Source organism: Mesorhizobium sp. M0208 (assembly GCF_040322015.1).
Taxonomy (GTDB): Bacteria; Pseudomonadota; Alphaproteobacteria; order Rhizobiales; family Rhizobiaceae; genus Mesorhizobium.
The window spans coordinates 147,808-165,348 of record NZ_JAMYSP010000004.1 but is presented as its reverse complement, the minus strand read 5'-3'; the positions used below and the strand labels follow the sequence as shown (position 1 = coordinate 165,348).

17 protein-coding genes and 1 pseudogene are annotated in these 17,541 nt (G+C 62.2%); 7 read left to right on the top strand and 11 right to left on the bottom strand.

The window, feature by feature from the left end; translation table 11 throughout:
* Window positions 1-39: 39 nt before the first annotated feature.
* Complete coding sequence (locus NKJ17_RS06425) at window positions 40-1,260, bottom strand: alanine racemase (protein WP_352505580.1); 1,221 nt, start codon at window positions 1,258-1,260, stop codon at window positions 40-42.
* Window positions 1,261-1,485: 225 nt separating this feature from the next.
* On the opposite strand from NKJ17_RS06425, the gene NKJ17_RS06420 reads away from it, so the two are divergent.
* The gene (locus NKJ17_RS06420) at window positions 1,486-2,403 is read left to right on the top strand and encodes a DMT family transporter (protein ID WP_352505579.1); all 918 of its coding nucleotides are present in this window, start codon (window positions 1,486-1,488) and stop codon (window positions 2,401-2,403) included.
* A gap of 460 nt (window positions 2,404-2,863) precedes the next feature.
* On the opposite strand, the gene metF is transcribed toward NKJ17_RS06420, so the two are convergent.
* On the bottom strand, window positions 2,864-3,781 hold the full coding sequence (gene metF / locus NKJ17_RS06415) for a methylenetetrahydrofolate reductase [NAD(P)H] (protein WP_254819012.1): 918 nt from the start codon (window positions 3,779-3,781) through the stop codon (window positions 2,864-2,866).
* Window positions 3,781-4,803, bottom strand: coding sequence for an ArsR/SmtB family transcription factor (locus tag NKJ17_RS06410; RefSeq protein WP_254819013.1), 1,023 nt, complete (start codon window positions 4,801-4,803; stop codon window positions 3,781-3,783). The genes metF and NKJ17_RS06410 overlap by 1 nt, the downstream gene beginning before the upstream one ends.
* A 139-nt stretch (window positions 4,804-4,942) precedes the next feature.
* On the opposite strand from NKJ17_RS06410, the gene tsaA reads away from it, so the two are divergent.
* Together tsaA and NKJ17_RS06400 are read left to right on the top strand one after the other, a co-directional pair.
* Complete coding sequence (gene tsaA, locus NKJ17_RS06405; protein ID WP_352505578.1) at window positions 4,943-5,467, top strand: tRNA (N6-threonylcarbamoyladenosine(37)-N6)-methyltransferase TrmO; 525 nt, start codon at window positions 4,943-4,945, stop codon at window positions 5,465-5,467.
* The gene (locus NKJ17_RS06400; protein WP_254819015.1) at window positions 5,464-5,775 is read left to right on the top strand and encodes a DUF2293 domain-containing protein; all 312 of its coding nucleotides are present in this window, start codon (window positions 5,464-5,466) and stop codon (window positions 5,773-5,775) included. The genes tsaA and NKJ17_RS06400 overlap by 4 nt, the downstream gene beginning before the upstream one ends.
* Before the next feature lie 233 nt (window positions 5,776-6,008).
* Here NKJ17_RS06400 and NKJ17_RS06395 read toward each other — a convergent pair whose 3' ends face one another.
* The 3 genes from NKJ17_RS06395 to tam all read right to left on the bottom strand — a co-directional run bounded on the left by NKJ17_RS06395 (window position 6,009) and on the right by tam (window position 8,836).
* Entirely contained in the window at window positions 6,009-6,626 is a 618-nt protein-coding gene (locus NKJ17_RS06395; protein ID WP_352505577.1) for an MOSC domain-containing protein, read from the bottom strand.
* Window positions 6,627-6,766: 140 nt separating this feature from the next.
* Complete coding sequence (locus tag NKJ17_RS06390; RefSeq protein WP_352687551.1) at window positions 6,767-7,888, bottom strand: beta-ketoacyl-ACP synthase III; 1,122 nt, start codon at window positions 7,886-7,888, stop codon at window positions 6,767-6,769.
* A gap of 129 nt (window positions 7,889-8,017) precedes the next feature.
* Window positions 8,018-8,836, bottom strand: coding sequence for a trans-aconitate 2-methyltransferase (gene tam / locus NKJ17_RS06385; protein WP_352687549.1), 819 nt, complete (start codon window positions 8,834-8,836; stop codon window positions 8,018-8,020).
* Window positions 8,837-8,894: 58 nt separating this feature from the next.
* On the opposite strand from tam, the pseudogene NKJ17_RS06380 reads away from it, so the two are divergent.
* A pseudogene (locus NKJ17_RS06380) lies at window positions 8,895-9,373 on the top strand (DpnI domain-containing protein); the annotation flags it as partial.
* A gap of 96 nt (window positions 9,374-9,469) precedes the next feature.
* Window positions 9,470-9,661 carry a hypothetical protein gene (locus tag NKJ17_RS06375; protein WP_352505668.1) on the top strand — a complete coding sequence of 64 codons (192 nt, stop codon included), beginning with the start codon at window positions 9,470-9,472 and terminating at the stop codon, window positions 9,659-9,661.
* Between the two features lie 341 nt (window positions 9,662-10,002).
* Here the strand turns inward: NKJ17_RS06375 and ettA are convergent, their stop codons facing one another.
* Window positions 10,003-11,652, bottom strand: a complete 1,650-nt coding sequence (ettA, locus tag NKJ17_RS06370; RefSeq protein WP_352505574.1) for an energy-dependent translational throttle protein EttA — start codon at window positions 11,650-11,652, stop codon at window positions 10,003-10,005.
* Window positions 11,653-11,893: 241 nt separating this feature from the next.
* On the opposite strand from ettA, the gene NKJ17_RS06365 reads away from it, so the two are divergent.
* Window positions 11,894-13,189, top strand: coding sequence for a GGDEF domain-containing protein (locus NKJ17_RS06365; protein WP_352505573.1), 1,296 nt, complete (start codon window positions 11,894-11,896; stop codon window positions 13,187-13,189).
* 27 nt (window positions 13,190-13,216) lie between these two features.
* Here the strand turns inward: NKJ17_RS06365 and NKJ17_RS06360 are convergent, their stop codons facing one another.
* The 4 genes from NKJ17_RS06360 to NKJ17_RS06345 all read right to left on the bottom strand — a co-directional run bounded on the left by NKJ17_RS06360 (window position 13,217) and on the right by NKJ17_RS06345 (window position 16,276).
* Window positions 13,217-13,831, bottom strand: a complete 615-nt coding sequence (locus NKJ17_RS06360; RefSeq protein ID WP_352505572.1) for a hypothetical protein — start codon at window positions 13,829-13,831, stop codon at window positions 13,217-13,219.
* A 74-nt stretch (window positions 13,832-13,905) separates the two neighbouring features.
* Window positions 13,906-14,919: a ribonuclease T2 gene (locus NKJ17_RS06355; protein ID WP_352505571.1), complete on the bottom strand. Its 1,014-nt coding sequence runs from the start codon at window positions 14,917-14,919 to the stop codon at window positions 13,906-13,908.
* Between the two features lie 119 nt (window positions 14,920-15,038).
* Window positions 15,039-15,488 (bottom strand): MarR family winged helix-turn-helix transcriptional regulator, encoded by a 450-nt coding sequence (locus NKJ17_RS06350; protein ID WP_352687546.1) that lies wholly within the window; start codon window positions 15,486-15,488, stop codon window positions 15,039-15,041.
* Window positions 15,485-16,276, bottom strand: coding sequence for an alpha/beta fold hydrolase (locus tag NKJ17_RS06345; protein WP_352687544.1), 792 nt, complete (start codon window positions 16,274-16,276; stop codon window positions 15,485-15,487). Before NKJ17_RS06345 ends, NKJ17_RS06350 begins: the two co-directional genes overlap by 4 nt.
* 259 nt (window positions 16,277-16,535) lie before the next feature.
* Here NKJ17_RS06345 and NKJ17_RS06340 point away from each other — a divergent pair, with 259 nt between their 5' ends.
* Window positions 16,536-17,471, top strand: coding sequence for an alpha/beta fold hydrolase (locus NKJ17_RS06340; RefSeq protein ID WP_352505568.1), 936 nt, complete (start codon window positions 16,536-16,538; stop codon window positions 17,469-17,471).
* Window positions 17,472-17,541: the final 70 nt, after the last annotated feature.

Here is a 17,541-nt window from a genome sequence, read left to right as displayed (position 1 = left end):
AGCGGACGGAACGCAAGAACTGCTTCCATTCACCATCAACTAATCGGCCATCGTCTCCAGGCTGGCAAACCCCTGCGGTGCATCGCCTTCGTCGAATGGCGTCGCCACCTCGACGAAAGTATCGGGATAGAAGCCGTTGAACCGTGTCCGGAGTGACAGCGAATAGGCGCCGATATGGCCGATCTCGATCCAGTCACCGGTATCGACGGTTTCGGGCAGCCAGAACGGCCGCGACAGTATATCCACGGAATCGCAGGTCGCGCCACAGACCTTGAACGGCACGATGGTCCTGTCCTCGCCATTGCGCGAGCGGATCGCCGGATCGGGGATGAAGCGTGCCGGCAGCGTGATCTTGCCGGTCCATGAATCCGACAGCGACGCCCAGATGCCGTCATTGATGTAGAGCCTTTTGCCCTTGCGCAGCAGCACGCGCACGATCAGCGACAGGCAGCGCGCCACGATCACGCGGCCGGGCTCGGCCACCAGCTGCATCTGGTCGAATTGGTACTCCTGGAGGTCGCCCGACAGCCGCGACATGATCTGGCCGAGCGACGGCATTTCCGGCTTGCGGCTGTTCGGATCATGACCGTATTCGGCGGGAAAGCCGCCGCCGACATCGAGCCCGGCAATGTCGAAGCCGACGCGGTTGCGCACCCAGTCGGCGGAGGCCAGCGCCCGCTCGTAGGTGTCGGGATCCTCGATCTGGCTGCCGACGTGAAAGCACAGCCCGACCTTGTAGCCGGTTCGGTTCAGCCGTTCGGCCAGTTCGACCGCATTGGCCGGTCCGGCGCCGAACTTCTTCGACAGTTCGTAGGCCGCCGAGCCTTTCGTCTGGATGCGCACGAACACGGTGATGGCGCCCGGATCGATGTCGAGAGCCCGCACCACCCTGGTCAGCTTGGTGATCTCGTCCTCATGGTCGAGCGAAATGACGCGAATGGCGTATTTTTCCAGCGCCAGCCTGATGTCCGACTGCGCCTTCACCGGGTGCATGTAGAGCATCTCGGCGTCCGGCGAGACGGCGCGCACGGCGGCGAATTCGCCGGGCGAGGCCACATCAAAGGCGCTGACGCCGGCCTCGACCAGCGCGTTGAGCACGATCTGCTCGCCATTGGTCTTGACCGCATAGGCGGTCTTGCCGGGAAACATGCCCATGAACTGTTTGGCGTCCGCCTTCAGCACCTGCGGGCGGAAGCAATAGATCGGATCGTCCGGGCGAAGCGCCAGCGCTGCCTCGCGGGCATTTTCGAATCGCTGCATGGACGAATCCCTTGACTGAGGCTGCGCACAATTAATCCAAGCTAGCGGCTAATGAAAACAATTCTATGTCTCGCCGCCCTGGCTTCGCGGCGCTACGCCGTTCTGTGCGCCGGTTATGAGCGAGCTAGGCCATCACTCAGGTTTCGGGTGGCCCTTGCCGCCGGACCGGTAGAGCGTGAACAGATGCCTGAAGAGAGCAAGGCATCTCGTCTGGGAGGACGACCAATGGCGATAGCTGCCACCACCACGATGCGCGGGCCGATGGTGCTCAAGGACTGGGCCCAGCTTCTGCTGCTCGGCGCCATCTGGGGCGGTTCGTTCTTCTTTGCCCGCATTGCGGTGTCGGAACTCCCTCCGCTGGTGCTGGTGCTGTTTCGCGTCGCCATCGCGGCGACCGCGTTGCAGCTCTACCTTGCGGTTCGCGGTCCGTCGTTTCGCCTCGCCTTGCCGCATGCCGGACTGTTTTTCCTGCTGGCGCTCGCCAACAATGTCATCCCTTTCTCGCTGATCTTTGCCGGCCAGACCGAGCTCGGCGCCGGTGTCGCCTCGGTGCTTAATTCGACCACGCCGTTCTGGACGCTGATCCTCGCCAACGCCCTGACCAGCGACGAAAAACTGTCGTGGAACAAGCTTGCCGGCATCGCCCTCGGTATCGCGGGGACGGCGGTGATGATCGGTCCTGGCCTTGTCGCCGGGCTCGGCGGGCCGGTCTGGGCGAAATTCGCGCTCATCGGTGCCTCGGTCTCCTATGCGGTTGCGCTGATGATCGCCCGCCGCTTCAAGGGTGTGCCGTCACCGGTCATTGCCGCCGGACAATTGACCTGCTCGACCATCATCATGATCCCGGTCGTTCTGTTCACCTATGACGCTGCCACTCTGTTTTCGGCCTCGCCGCCGGTATGGGCGGCGGTGCTGGCGCTGGCGCTGCTGTCGACCGCCTTCGCCTACATCCTCTATTTCAACCTCGTCGCCTCGGCCGGCGCCACCAACGCCTCGCTGGTCACGCTCATCGTGCCGGCCAGTGCCATCCTGCTCGGCTTGCTGTTCCTGGGCGAGCGGCTCGAACTGTTCGAATTGGCGGGCATGGCGCTGATTGCGCTCGGCCTCGTCACCATCGACGGTCGCTTGTTCGGGCGGCGTTAGAGCATGTTCCCCGACTCTCAGCTCGAAATCGATTCCGATTTCCGCCGCGGTAGCGCTGCCATGCTCGTTGCTGCCCCGGCTTCGCCACAAATTATTCACAGGTCCAACGCCGGCTTTTGACCAAGAGTTTCAATACCTAACGGCAAACGGCAGGTCGCAAATTCCACAATCTCGTCGCATTGCAGCAAAGTTTCTGCTTGCCTGTGGCACAAATGACCCTAGACTCTCGCCATAGCTCTTAAGAGGAGGCTATGACATGGGACTGACGAGGCCGATCAACGCATTGATGATTTGTGCTGCGTTTGCATTCATCGGCGCCCTCATTATGGGCGTCCTTCCATAAGGCCGCTGAGCGGGGGAAGACCAGCACCGAATATTACAAACCATTGAAAAGGCCGGGCATTTTGCCCGGCCTTTGCATTCCCCCGATCTTTGACATTTCAAAAAGGAGCTTGCCGCCTTACGCCGCGGCGGATCCCGCAGCCTCGACTTCGTGCGACCTGATGCCGATCATGTGGCAGATGGCGAAGACCAGATCGGCCCGGTTCATCGTGTAGAAGTGGAAATCGCCGACGCCGCGCTCGACAAGGTCCAGCACCTGCTCGGCGGCCACGGCAGATGCCACCAGCGCATGCGTTTGCGGATCGTTCTGCAGCCCATCGAAACGCTCGGCCAGCCATGCCGGCACCAAGGCGCCGCACCGCGCCGAGAAGTTGGCGACCTGGGTGAAATTGTGCACCGGCAATATGCCCGGCACGATCGGTATGTAGATGCCGGCCCGCCGTGCCCGCTCGACATAGCGCTCATAGAGATCGTTGTCGAAGAAGAACTGGGTGATCGCCCGCGTCGCCCCATTGTCGGCCTTGCGCTTCAGCATGTCGAAATCGGTGGCGAAATCCGGACTCTCCGGATGTTTTTCCGGATAGGCCGAGACCGATATGTCGAAATCGCCGGCGCCCTTCAGCGCATCGACCAGTTCGGCGCCATTGGCATAGCCTTCCGGATGCGGCCGGTAAGCCGCGCCGACGCCCTCGGCCGGATCGCCGCGCAGGGCGACGAAACGCTTGACGCCCATATCGGCGAACTCCCGGATCACCGCATCGACCTCGTGGCGCGCCGCGTCGACGCAGGTCATGTGCGCCGCCGGCGTCAGCGACGTTTCGTTGAGGATGCGCTTGACGGTGCGGGCCGTGCGCTCGCGGGTCGAACCACCGGCGCCATAGGTGACCGAGACGAATTTCGGCTTGAGCGGCTCCAGCCGGGTGACCGTGTCCCACAGCCTTGCTTCCATCTCGTCGTTTTTCGGCGGAAAGAACTCGAACGACACCCTGACCTTGTCGCCGATGTCGGGACGGCGGGAGAAGCGGAACTGGTTCATCAGGCGGTTTCCCCTATCGGATACGCATTGGCCGGTTGTCTGTCGTTGGAAGGCTCGGCAATCAGCATGCGCCGATCGCGGCCGAGCCAGAGTTTGACGGTGAGCTTGGCCTCGTTGCCACCGCGCGGTTCGAATTCCTGGCTGTCCTCGAGCTCGAGGCCGGCCTCGGAAAACCAGTCGGCGATTTGCCGGTCGGAAAAGCCGAGGCGCATATGCGCGTGCTCCTCGCGCAAGAACTCCAGCGTGTGCGGCGCGAAATCGACGATCACCAGCCTGCCAGCCGGGCGCAACAGACGCGCCGCCTCTCGGATGGCGCGGGCAGGATCGTCGAGATAGTGCAGCACCTGATGGATGGTAACGAGATCGAAGGCGTCGCGTTCGACCGGCGGCGCGAAAATGTCGCCCTGCCGCACCTGCGCATTCGAAATGCCGGCCTTGTCGAGATTGGCGCGCGCCACCGTCAGCATTTCGCGCGACATGTCGATGCCGATACCGCGCCGATAGAGCGGCGAAAAGATCTCGAGCAGCCGTCCGGTGCCGGTGCCGAGATCGAGCATCGACTGGAACGGCCGCTTGCCGACGAGCTTGATGAGGGCTGCTTCGACGGCGCGGTCCGGCACATGCAGCGAGCGGATATGGTCCCAGCTTGCGGCGTTGACCGAGAAATATTCGGCAGCCCGGTCCTGCCGCTTGCGCTTGACCGCGGCCAGCCGTTCGAGATCACGCTCGACCTGCGGATCGGCGCCGCGGATGCCGGAGACCAGCCTGAGCACAAAATCGCGCGACGTGTCGGAATCCGAAAGCCGGAAGAAAGCCCACGAGCCCTCCTGGTAGCGGCCGATCAGCCCTGCCTCCAGCAGCAATTTCAAATGCCGCGAGACGCGCGGCTGCGACTGGCCGAGGATTTCGGTGAGATCTGAAACGGTCAGATCGCCGCGCGACAGCAGCGCCAATATACGCAGCCGGCTGGATTCGGCAGCCGCCTTCAATGTATCTACCATCGTGTCGAGAGCGACATGCATGCGAGCATTCTCTTTGAAAAGATATAAACATATGTTTATGTCGGTTTTGATAGGCTTGCAAGCGCTATGTCGCTTCCGGACAAGAAAATGACGCATGCGCAGCGGATCGCGCAAAGCCGGATGCATCGAGGCGAGGCCCATGGTCGAAACGCGCAGCGGCGAAAAGCTCCTGGAAACCGACCCGGCAACGATGCCGCCGGATGGCCATGTCGTCTTCATCGGCCGCATCGCTTCGCCTTGGATCACGCGGGAGACTTGCCCCAAAAACATGAAGGCCGCGCGGGAGACGGGACAGCCGGCGCACTTGGTCATCGACCCGCTTTATCGTGAGGGCCTGCTTGGGCTGGAACGCGCCAGCCACGTGATCGTCCTGTCCTGGCTGCACCATGCGCCGCGGCAACTGATTATCCAGAAACCCCGCCATGCCATGGAGCCGAAAGGCGTCTTTTCGCTGCGCTCCCCTGCCCGGCCGAACCCAATTGGGCTGCATGTCGCCAGGCTGGTTGCCGTCGATATCGATACCGGCCGCATCGATCTCGATGCCATCGACGTGCTCGACGGCACGCCGGTCATCGACATCAAGCCCTACTTCGCCTCGACCGATGCCTTCGCCGCGGCGACCATGGCCGGGCGGGACGAGTTGTCCAGATCGGACGGGCAGTGAGCGCCCCGACCGGCCGCCGCCGCGCCATCGCCAAGGCACTGACAGCGCTCCTGCCGCTGGCGCCCTATGCCGACATGGAAAAGATCCGTGCCGATGCCGGCGCCGTGCACATGAAGACCTTGCCACCGAGCATTGCCGTGTGGCTGGCGACGATAGCGCATATTCGCCATGCCCATACCGACTACGAAAAGCTGCTGGCCGAAGGATATGACCGCGATTCCGCGCGCTTCTTCGTCATCGAGCAAACCAACATCGTGCTAACCCGCTGGCGTGCCACCCGTCTGCTCGATGATGAGGACGAGGAATAGAGCGATGGCAGACACACGCGTCGAGTTCTACGGCGCCCCCCTCTGTCCTGCCGACGTCAGGCCGGCAACATCGGAACTTTCAAAGCCAGAAACAAAAAAACCGCCTCGGAGGGCGGATCGTTGGAGCCAATTAGCACCATACCGAAATTAGTAGCATAGCTGCCGGCACAAAGCAAGAACAAAATACGCCGCGCGCGGCTTTGACTGGCTTTGCCGGCTTGCCTAGCAAACAATCAGGCCCGGTAAATCCACTGCTCCGGCACACGCACCGAAATCTCCTCGCCGGCAGTGATCGTGCCGGGTTTCTCGACCCAGGCGACGAGCCCGCGCAACCGCTTCGCCGCTTTCGGGAACAGCAGCGCGCCGGCCTCGACGTCGGCCATCCCGGCATTCTCGGCGACCGACCTTCCCGCGATCCGGCAAGGCCCGTTCTGCGCGTCGACCTTGACGGTCGCGCCGCCTTTGAAGAACAGCAGCGTGCCGGATGGCAACATCGAGAGGTGCGGCAGGCCTTCGATCACGAGATTGGCGCCGATCCATTCCGGCTTGATCTCGGCGATGCCCATCCGTTCGGCGACAATTGCCAGTTCGTCCGCTGCCACGATCGACAATTGCCGTTCGTTGCGCATCTCGGTGCCGCGCGGATACCAGGGTTCCCGCCCGCCGGATCGCCGCGTCGTGCCGGCGTGGAAATCGCCGTCGATGCCGTCGAAGCCGAGCTGCAACATGTCCACTGCCCGTGTCTCGAAATGATCGAACGGTGCGAGGTAAAGCGCTGCCACCCTGGCGGCGAGTTTTCGCGCGGCCACGATCTCGACCGGAGTTTCGGCTTCGGGAAAAAGATCCAGCATGGGTTCGTGCCTCGCGTGATACGCGCAATTAGCCGCGGTCAGCTCATCAGGTCCAGTCGAAAGCGCTGATGCTCCGATCAAGCGGACTGATGCGATTTGCCAGGCGCGCTCCGATGCCGGTGCCGTCCGTGCCGAAATAGTCAGAGCATGCGCAACAGCGCGCCGCCGATCGAGTAGCCGGCGCCGAACGCGCAGAGCAGGCCGTAGTCGCCGGCCTTCATGTCGGCATGGTTCTCCGACAGGGCGATGATGGCGCCGGCGGCGGCGGTGTTGCCGAGGCGCTCCAGCACCATCGGCGCGCGGTCATGGTCGACCTCATGACCGAAAGATAGTTTCAGGATCATGGCGTTCATCCGCGCATTGGCCTGATGCAGCCAGAAACGCCGGATCGCTTGCGGCGTCAGCCCGTGCTCGGCCAGAAACTCGACGATGAATTTGTGGCCGGCAACGGTGACTTCCTTGAACACCTTGTTGCCGATCTGCTTGATCAGATTGCCTTCCAGATCGATCATGTACGGATCGTCCTGGGTGGCGCGGGTATAATAACCGAGATTGGTGCGGATGCTGTTCGACATCTGCGTCCAGGTACGCGTATCCAGCACCTCGAATCGGCCCGGCCGCTTCTCGCCCTGGGCGAGCCCTTCGACGACCATCGACACGGAAGCGTCGCCAAAGATGAAATGCGTCTGCCGGTCGCGAAAATTGAGATGGCCGGTGATGATCTCCGGCGTCGACACCAGCACGCGTTTGTGCGCCCCTGCCCGCACCAGGTTGACGGCGATGTGCAACGCGGCCGCCGCCGACGAGCAGCCAAGCCCCATATCGAAACCGGCGCCTTTCGTACCCAGTGCCTGCTGCATCTCGATGGCGATCGCCGGATAGGGCCGCTGATGGTGCGAGGCCGAGCAGATCACCAGGTCGATATCCCCTGGCTTCAGCCCGGCATGATCGAGCGCCTTGCTGGCCGAGGCGATGCCGAATTCGGCCTCCAGCGACAGCGCATCGTCGGGCCGCGCCGAGAAGCGCGGCGCCATGCGGGTCGGGTCGAGGATGCCCTCCCGTTCGATGACATGGCGGGTCTGGACGCCCGAGGCATGGACGATGAAGGCACTGTCCGATTTCTGCAGCAGCGGCTCGCCGGACACCTCGCGGCGGACGTTCTCCATGTCCACCCAGCTGTTGAAGCTGGCGACGAGTTCCTCATTGGTGATCGAAGCCTCGGGGATTTCAACGCCGATGCCGCTGATGATGACGCGATGCATTTTCAGTTCGTCCCGTGCGCAGGCGTTGCGGCTTCATGTCGGCGCCGCAAAAAGCTCGGCGCAACCTCTTTTGCACCTAGCCAGTTTATGCCGGCTTAAATCAAGTCCCTGGAAAGGGTCTAAAAGTTCCTAAGCAGCGCGCCGCGCCACGATGAAGAGACGGGGAAAGCGCAGCAACACCTTGCCGCTTGCCGTTTTCGGATAGGCTTCGCTGATCCTGGCCGCGTAGCGCTTCAGGAAAAGCTGCCGCTCGTCTTCGTCGAGCGGATCGAGGAACGGCTTCAGCCCCGTCGACTTCACCCATTCGACGATCGCCTCGGCATCGGCCAGCGGATGGTTGTAAATCGTGTGCCAGATATCGAGCCGATCCGAGAACGGCGACAGAAGGTCGTAATAGAACGAGACCGGCAGCAGCGGCGCGCGAGCCGCGCGCTCGAGCTTTTCGGTGAACGGCATCTCGGCCGCGGTCTCGCGCATCAGCCGGTGCGAGGGCTCAGCCATGTTGTCCGGCATCTGCACGGCAAGCGCGCCGCCGGGCGCCAAAAATCCCATCAGCCGCTGGAAGACTGCCGGATGCTCCGGCAGCCATTGAAACACCGCATTGGCAAAGATCACGTCGACGGGTTCGGTCGGCTGCCACGCCGCCGCATCCGCCAGCGCAAAGCTGACGCCGGGCAGACGCACTTTGGCCTTCTCGATCATGTCGGGCGAGGTATCGAAGCCGCTGATTTGCGCCTGCGGCCAGCGCGCGACCAGCAATTCGGTCGAATTGCCCGGTCCGCAGCCAATATCGACCACCCGGCGCGGTTCTGGCACCGGCACCTGCACAACGAGATCGCGCGCGGGCCGCGTGCGCTCATCCTCGAATTTCAGGTAGAGGGCGGCGGACCAGTCTTTTCCTGTTTTGAAAGTTAACTTTCCGCCCCGTGAATCTTTCTGTGCCGTCATAACGACTCGCCGCCATGCGTTGATTGACGTTCACGCATATTGCGTAGACCCTTTGACCATGAAAATGGGATTCCAAGAGACTCAAGCAGCATACGACAGCGGTTCGCAAAGCGCGAGAATCTGGACGGAGCGGTGGGCGTCAGAATGGCTGTACTGCCCCAACTGCGGGAATTCGCGCCTGACGCAGTTTCCGGCAAATCTCCCTGTGCCGATTTTTACTGCGATAAGTGCGATGATCAATACGAACTAAAAAGCGCAAAGAAACCGTTCGGCAGAAAACTCGCCAATGGTGCGTATAGCAGAAAAATCGAGCGGCTGAATTCGTCAACGAACCCCAACTTTTTTCTACTCAAATACGATTTTAACCAGCGACTGGTGGAGTCCGTCTGCGTTATCCCAAAACATTTTTTCACGCCAGCAATCGTAGAACGCAGGACGCCGCTCTCCCAAGCAGCACGCCGCGCCGGCTGGATTGGTTCGAATATCCTTCTTAGCCGGGTCCCTGAAGCGGGAAGAATCCACCTTGTCAGAAACGGTGTGATCACCTCGAAAGAAGAGGTTTTGGCAGCTTGGAAGCGAACTGTGTTCCTACGCGATGCGCCCCATGACACCAGGGGATGGCTCGTTGAGGTCATGCGATGTATCGAGTCGATCGGCACAGACGAATTTGACATCGACCAGGCCTACGCATTTGAGCCACAGTTGGCTCTCCTTTACCCGAACAACCAGAATATTAGACCTAAAATCCGTCAACAACTTCAGTTTCTTCGCGACAAGGGATATCTTAGGTTCCTGTCCCGTGGTCGATATCAGGTAGCGCGATAACGCAGGTGATCTACGTCAGATCGTTTTTGGTCAGGTCTAACAATGGCTTGGTATCTCAACAACTACAGATGTTATAAATGTCACAGGTATTGGGCTACTGATTGGTCCTGCGCCTGTGACGACGAGTGTCCATATTGCCAAGCGCGCAATGCGACAGCCATCGATAGCGTCGATCTGACCAACATTGTGGTTCAAGAGAACGACGCGTTTATAGTCCTTAACTCGCCACCGACGGCAGAACACCACCCCGACTACCGGGAAGTTGCGCGGTTCTCTTCAGCCAAACTCGCCGAGGACTTCATAGAGACACTCGACAGAGAATTCTAAACGAGGCGCACGGACTATCTTGTCAGCCGCTTATACGTCATGCGGTGCGGGTTGACGGCTTCCGGCCCGAGTCTACGGATCTTGTCCTGCTCGTAATCCTCGAAATTGCCTTCGAACCATTCGACATGGCTGTCGCCCTCGAAGGCGAGGATGTGCGTTGCCAGGCGGTCGAGGAACATGCGGTCGTGCGAGATGATGACGGCGCAGCCGGCGAAGTTTTCTAGCGCGTCTTCGAGTGCGGCCAGCGTTTCGGTATCGAGATCGTTGGTCGGTTCGTCGAGCAGCAGCACATTGCCGCCGGTCTTCAGCATCTTGGCCAGATGCACGCGGTTGCGCTGGCCGCCGGACAGGTTGCCCACCTTCTGCTGCTGATCGCCGCCGCGAAAGTTGAACGACGCACAATAGGCGCGCGTGTTGGCCTCGAACTTGCCGAGCTTGACCACTTCGGCGCCGCCCGAGATTTCTTCCCAGACGGTCTTGGTCGGGTCGAGCGCGTCGCGGCTCTGGTCGACATAACCGAGCTTGACCGTCTCGCCGACGCGAATGGTGCCGGCGTCCGGCTTTTCCTGGCCGGTGATCATGCGGAACAGCGTCGTCTTGCCGGCGCCGTTCGGGCCGATGACGCCGACGATGCCGCCCGGCGGCAGCTTGAATTCGAGGTCTTCGATCAAAAGCGTGTCGCCAAAGCCCTTCGACAGGCCCTCGACCTCGATCACTACATTGCCGAGCCGCTCGCCATGCGGAATGACGATCTGCGTGTCGCTCGGACGCCGCTTGTCGGCTGCATCCAGCAGATCCTGGAAGGCCTGGATACGGGCCTTCGACTTGGTCTGCCGGGCTTTCGGGCTGGACTGTATCCACTCGCGCTCGCGGCCGATCGCCCGCTGGCGGGCATCGTCCTCGCGGCCTTCCTGCTTGAGCCGCTTGGCCTTGGCTTCGAGATATTTGGTGTAGTTGCCTTCGTACGGGATACCGCGGCCGCGATCGAGCTCGAGGATCCAGCCGGTGACATTGTCGAGGAAGTAGCGGTCGTGGGTGATGATCATCACCGCGCCTGGATAGGCACGCAGATGCTTTTCCAGCCACGCCGTCGTCTCGGCGTCGAGATGGTTGGTCGGCTCGTCGAGCAGCAGCAAATCGGGCTGGCGCAGCAAGAGCTGGCAGAGCGCGACACGGCGGCGCTCGCCGCCCGACAGCTTGGTGACATCGGCCTCCTTGGGCGGACAGCCGAGCGCTTCCATCGCCATCTCGACCTGCTGTTCGAGATCCCAGAGGTTGAGCCGGTCCATCTCGTCCTGCAGCTTGGCCGACTCGTCCGCCGTCTCGTCGGAATAGTTCATCATCAATTCGTTGTAGCGCTCGATGATGGCGGTCTTGGCCGCGACGCCTTCCATGACGTTTTCGAACACGTTCTTGTTCGGATCGAGCGCCGGCTCCTGCGCCAGGTAACCGACGGTAGCACCCTCGGCCAGCCAGGCCTCGCCGCTCCACTCCTTGTCGATGCCGGCCATGATCTTGAGGATCGTCGACTTGCCGGCGCCGTTGGGGCCGAGGATGCCGATCTTGGCGTCCGGGTAGAAGGACAGATGGATGTTCTCGAGCACCTTCTTGGTGCCGTAGGCCTTGTTGAGGCCGGCCATGTGATAGATGAACTGGCGTGCCACGCGCGCTTTCCCTGAAAAGTCGACTGATGTCGGATTGAATGGAAGTTGGGGGCTATGTAAGCGATGCGGCCCCGAACGGCAAACAGTTTTGGCCCCAAGCGGATTTGGTCGCACCCACAAACGCTTAGCCGCTTCATTTCGTGCCGGCACCCAGGCGAAAGCTCCGGTTAACCATTCCGCGTCAAACAATGTTGGATAGGAAATCGCTGGCAGCCGCGATTTCGGGGAGAGAGATCGGGCCGTGTTGAACAGTTTCCTGCTTTTTGCCGAAGCGGTTCTCTATTTCGGCATCATGGTCACGCTTTTCCGGTTCAGGGGCCGCATCGGCCTCGGCGTCTTTGTTTGCGCCCTTGGCGTCATGCATTTCCTGGAAACCTATCTCGCCAGCGTCTTCTACGTCGCGCTGCCGTTCGGCATGGTATCGCCGGGCTCGGCTGTGCTGTTTTCCGGCAAGCTGGTCATGCTTCTGTTGCTCTACATCAAGGAGGACGCGGCGACCGTCCGCCAGCCGATCTACGGCCTGCTGCTCGGCAATGGCCTGATGATCGGGCTCGTGCTGATCCTGCGCCTGCACGACATCGCACCGCTGCCCGACGGCAAGCTTCCCGACATCGGCTTCATCGACGAGATGGGCTGGCTGATGGTGTGGGGCACGACGCTGCTGTTCGTCGACGCCATCCTGATCATCCTGCTCTATGAAAAGCTCGGCAAATATCTGCGCAAGGCGCTTTTCACCCGCATCCTGGTCTCCGTTGCGTGCGTGCTCACCTTCGACCAGGCAGGTTTTTTCACGGCGCTGCATTTCGTCACCGGTGCGCCGGTCGCCGTGTTTTTCGGCGGCTGGTTCGCCAAGATGGCAGCGGCCTTGGTCTACAGCACCATGCTGGTCGCCTATATCAGGTGGTTCGAGGCGCGGCAGGTGCCGGCGCCGCGCGGGCTTTCCGACATTTTCGACACGCTGACCTATCGCGAGCGCTATGAGGCGCTGGTCGAGCATGTCGGTCGCGACGGCCTCACCGGCCTGCTCCACAGGGGGCGCTTCGACAGCGACGGCGAGGCCGCCGTGGCCACCAGCCTGCGGACCGCCAGGCCGCTCAGCCTGCTGATCATCGATGTCGACCACTTCAAATCGATCAACGACCGCTTCGGCCACGCCGAGGGCGACAGGGTGCTGAAAGCCCTGGCAATTTTGCTTGGCGAACTTGTCGGGACCGACGATCAATTGTTCAGGATCGGCGGCGAGGAATTCGCCATCCTCGGCTGGCGTCCGCAGCCGCTCGCCAGACTGCTGGGCGAGACCGTCAGGCAAGCGGTCAAGACGTCCGCGAGCACCAGCCGGTTCGACATTACCGTCAGCGCCGGCATCTCGACGGTCAGCGAGACGACCCGTTGCCTTGCCGATCTCTTCGCGCTGGCCGACCAGCGTCTCTACAAGGCCAAATCCACGGGACGCGATCGCGTTGTCGGCGAACCGGGCGGCAACGAAGCAGACGGGCGCAACACATGGACCAGGCCGGAGCGCAGCGCCGGCGCGTAACGCTACCCTGGCCTGCGATTGGCTCAATCAGGGTTGTTTGCGCCGCTGCCATGCGCCGATCGCAACCGAAACCGCCATCAGCGCGATCGCCAGCCATTTCAACGCGGTAATAATCGGGCCGGCTTCGATGTCGTAGGCAATGAACAGAAGAATGCCCGGTACCAGCAGGCCGCAGAGCACGAGCGTGATCCGGTTGATCTGCCATGACACTTTTGCCGCAAGCGCCTGATCGCCGGGCACGGCGACAAGTGCGGCCCGCATTGCCTTCGGCGCCACCAGCGCGGTCGAAAGACGCAGCGAGATAGGCAGGCCGATGCCGATGATCAGCAAGGCGCATGCCGCCAGGAGCAGCGAAAACTTGAGCGCATTGGTTTCGGCCGGTAGCGGGAACAGCAGCGCCGCCAGCGGCAGGAAGATACAGAATATCCCGAACGCGGCGATGGCGATGAAGATCGCCGCGTTGACCAGCGTGAACAATTGGTACGTGCCGCCGTCGACGGGTTTGGCGAGCGTGGCCATGCGCGCCCACTCCACTTCGGTGTAGGAAAAGCCCGGCCACTCCATATGGCCGTCGCGGGTCGCCGTCATGCCCTTGGCCCAGAACGCCAACCGCGCCAGCGCGCCGCTCGTCACGCCACTCATCGCCACCCCCTGCGAATGATACCCCCCGGGATCATACCATCCCCGGTGCAAAGCGACAGTCGCGTACGGCCTGTTTACTGGAACCCGACGGCATCGACCGCGCCCTTCGGGCAGCCGGCCTTGGCTGTAGGCGCCGAGGCAAGCAGCAGGGCACCGAGCGAAGCGTTGGAAGCGATCGGGCCGGTCAGGCCGAGCGTCAGCTCGCCGATCAGCCGCCTGCCGTTCGAGGGATCGACCACGCAGGAAACGCGGACCCGGTCGCCCGCGCCTTTGCCGAAGGTAACGTCGAAGGTGCTGCGGATCTGATCGGATGTCAGTTGCTTGCCGATGTTCTTGATGAAGAGATCGCGCACCGGCGAAGCGTTCACCGCGCGCATCAGGTTCAAGGCGTCGGAGAAATACTCCTGCTGGCTCTTGCCGTAGCAGGTGCCGTGCTTGATCCACTCGTGCCTTTCGAGTGCGGACGCGGTGCCGGGCATCACCTGGTCGAGTTCCGATCGCGTTTTCGGGTCGAGGGTGACCGGCGGCAAATCCCGCCAGTGTGCCGGATCGTCGTTCGCCTTGTCGCTTGCCGCGACCTGGCAATAGAAATTTCCGTTCGGCTGCGGCCACAATCCATGCAAGGTGAAGTGGGTCGCATCGAAACCGGCGGCGGTCTGCGCCCGGCATTCGGTCTTGCTGGATTTGGTCTCGCAGAAAGCCGGCTGCCAGCTCAGCGCGAAGACATATTCCGGCTTTCCGGACGCCGATGGCTTGTTCGGCTCGGCAGGCGCCGGTGCAGCCGGCATCGTCGACGCGCTGTCGCCCGAAACATGACCGCAGCTGATCTTGACCCAGCGGCGCTCCGGATCGGCGCCCGGCACGCGAATGAGATAGTGCGTGGGCGCGTCCTTGTTGCCGGCCAGCAGATCATAACTCTGACCAGCCGCGGTCGAGACATTGCCGGGATTCTTGGCGCTCTTGATCGCCTGCGTTGCCGGACAGGCGGCATCGGCGACGAAAGAGCCGGTCATCTTCACATCGGCCCGCGCCGCGCTTGCGCCAGCAAACGCAAGAAACACCGTCCCCCATATCGCCCAAATCCGCATTCCGGCACTCCTCGTGATTCACGCCGCAAGCTAGAAACTTGCGACATGTCAGAATTACGATTTCTTTCGCCGGCCGTAAAAACAATCGCCAGCGCATTGAGAGGCTCCCGCGTGGTCGATCAGGATCCGCCCGCCTCCACCCGTTCCGTCAGGGTGCGCAGCAGATCAAGCGAGGCTTTCAGCGCGTCGGCGTCCATACCCTCCGAAATGCGGTTCGCCCAAACATGCTGGCGTGTGCCGATATTCTTGACCGCTGCCCGGCCGGCATCGGTTATCGACAACAGCTTGGCGCGGCGATGCGCCGGGTTGTCGGCGTAGACGGCAAGCCCCTCCGCAGCCACTATGTCGGCCAGCCGCTGTACACTCTGACGGGCGAGACCCATGTCGCGGGCGATGTCGGCCACAGATTTCGGCTCCTTCAAAACTGCACCCAAAACCTGCCAGCGCGCTGCCGTCAGCCCGGTTGGAGCGGCCAGCCGGTCGGCCGCGTCCAGAAGACTGCCGTTCATCCTGAACACGGCAAGCACCAGTTCGGTGAGCACATTTGCCGCTTCGGTCCTGGTCGTCATTTCTGGCCGGCCTCGATGGTCGCGACGAAATTATTAACGGCTTCGGCTACGACCTCGGGCTTGTCAAGCATCACCCAATGGCCGCTGCCCGCCACGATCTGGCGCGGAATGTCCGTGCGCAGCCGGTGGAGCGCGGCTGGAGTGTCACTGGCCTCGGTAGCCAAAACGAACATAGGCCCGCGATACGCATCGAGTGCCGGCTCCGGGTTCCATTCGGCCAGCGCCTTGCCGACACCTGCCCTCGCCGCCGGATCGACCACTGCCGCATCGGCCAGAACACGCTGGCGAACAGCCGCGTTAGGGCCGGCAATCGACGTGTAATAGGCGTTCAGGACATCACGGCCTTGCGGACCGGCCAGATCGCGGACAAAGCCGTCACGAATCGCCTGCGGCAGCGCACGAGGATCGGTCGCCGGGTCGACGAGCAAGACACCGGCGACCCGGTCGGCATGGCTGGCGGCATAAGCGAGCGCCACGCCACCGCCGCCGCTGTGCGCGACAATGAGAAACCGCTTCAGGCCAAACGCGTCGGCCACGGCACCGACATCCATTGCACGACCGTCATAACCGTAGTCACCGTCCTGCGCCGGCGCGGAGGCGCCATGACCGCGAAAATCGAAGGCTACCGCCTCGCGGCCTTCGACGGAGAGCTGCATCACGCGGTCCCAGTGGGAAGCGCGGCTGCAATCTCCATGCAGGAACATGATCGGCAGGCCATTGCCGGCCTTGATCCTGTAAGTGGCAAGCTGGCCTTGCGGGCCTGGAACAGTGGACGTCATCATGGTCATCTCCCTGGTTTCCTGACTGAAAGCAGCAATCCCTGACAACAGGGTGGCCGTCGTGAAGGCGAAGCCCGCCAGCAAGATTGCACGCCGCGAAATGGCCCCGGTGGTTTTCACAGTCATACCGCCAATCTGCCGCTGACCATTTGACAGTATGCTGTCATGCAATCACATTGACAGCATGCTGTCAATTACGTCGAATGGGCACCTACGTCCCTTGACGTCGATCGCTGCGTCGCCCAACAGTCGCCGACGGGAGCGAGACATGCCATTTGACAAGCAGAGGATGCTGGCATCGCCGACGGGCGCCGAGCTCAACCTTTATGTGAAACACGCCAGCGGCCAACCGCACGCCATTGTCCAGATCAATCACGGGCTGGCCGAGCACGCGGCGCGCTATGCCCGCTTCGCCGATTTCCTCGGCGAGCGCGGCTACCAGGTCTACGCGCACGACCACCGTGGCCACGGCGCCACCAAGGCGCCCGATGCGCCACCGGGCAGGTTCGCCGATGCGGATGGCGGTGCCAAGGTCATCGCCGATGTCGCCGCCGTCCATGATCTCATCGCCAGGGAACAACCTGGCCTGCCGGTCATCGTCTTCGGTCACTCCTTGGGCGCGTCGGTCGCGCTGAACTTTGTCCTCCGCCACTCGCCACGCATCCATGCCGCCGCGATCTGGAACGGCAATTTCTCGGCCGGACTGCTCGGCCAAATCGCGCTGGGCGTGCTTGCCTGGGAAAGGTTCCGGCTTGGCTCAGACGTCCCGTCGCGCATGCTGCCCCGGCTGACGTTCCGGGCCTGGGGCAAGGCAGTGCCCGATCGCCGGACGCCATTCGACTGGCTGTCGCGCGATGCCGCCGAAGTCGAGAAATACATCGCCGACCCGCTCTGCGGCTGGGACGCATCGGTGTCGATGTGGCAGGACATCGTCAAGATGACGCTGCATTGCGGCAGCGACCGCAATTTTTCCGGCGTGCGGCGCGACCTGTTCGTCAATCTGGTCGGAGGCGAGCAAGATCGGGCCTCGGACAGCGGCAAGGCGGTCAGCCATCTTGCCGGCCGGATGCACATGATGGGTTTTTCGAATCTCGTTTCAAAGGTTTACGCCAAAACTCGCCATGAAAGCCTGAACGAGATCAACCGAGACGTCATCATGGAGGATTTTGCCGCCTGGGCCGACCGCGTGCTGAGGGCACAGTGATACTGGCCCATTGCAAGGGCCGTGACAGCGGCGCGCGGGATTGATAGAGGCTGCGCTTTCGACCAACCAT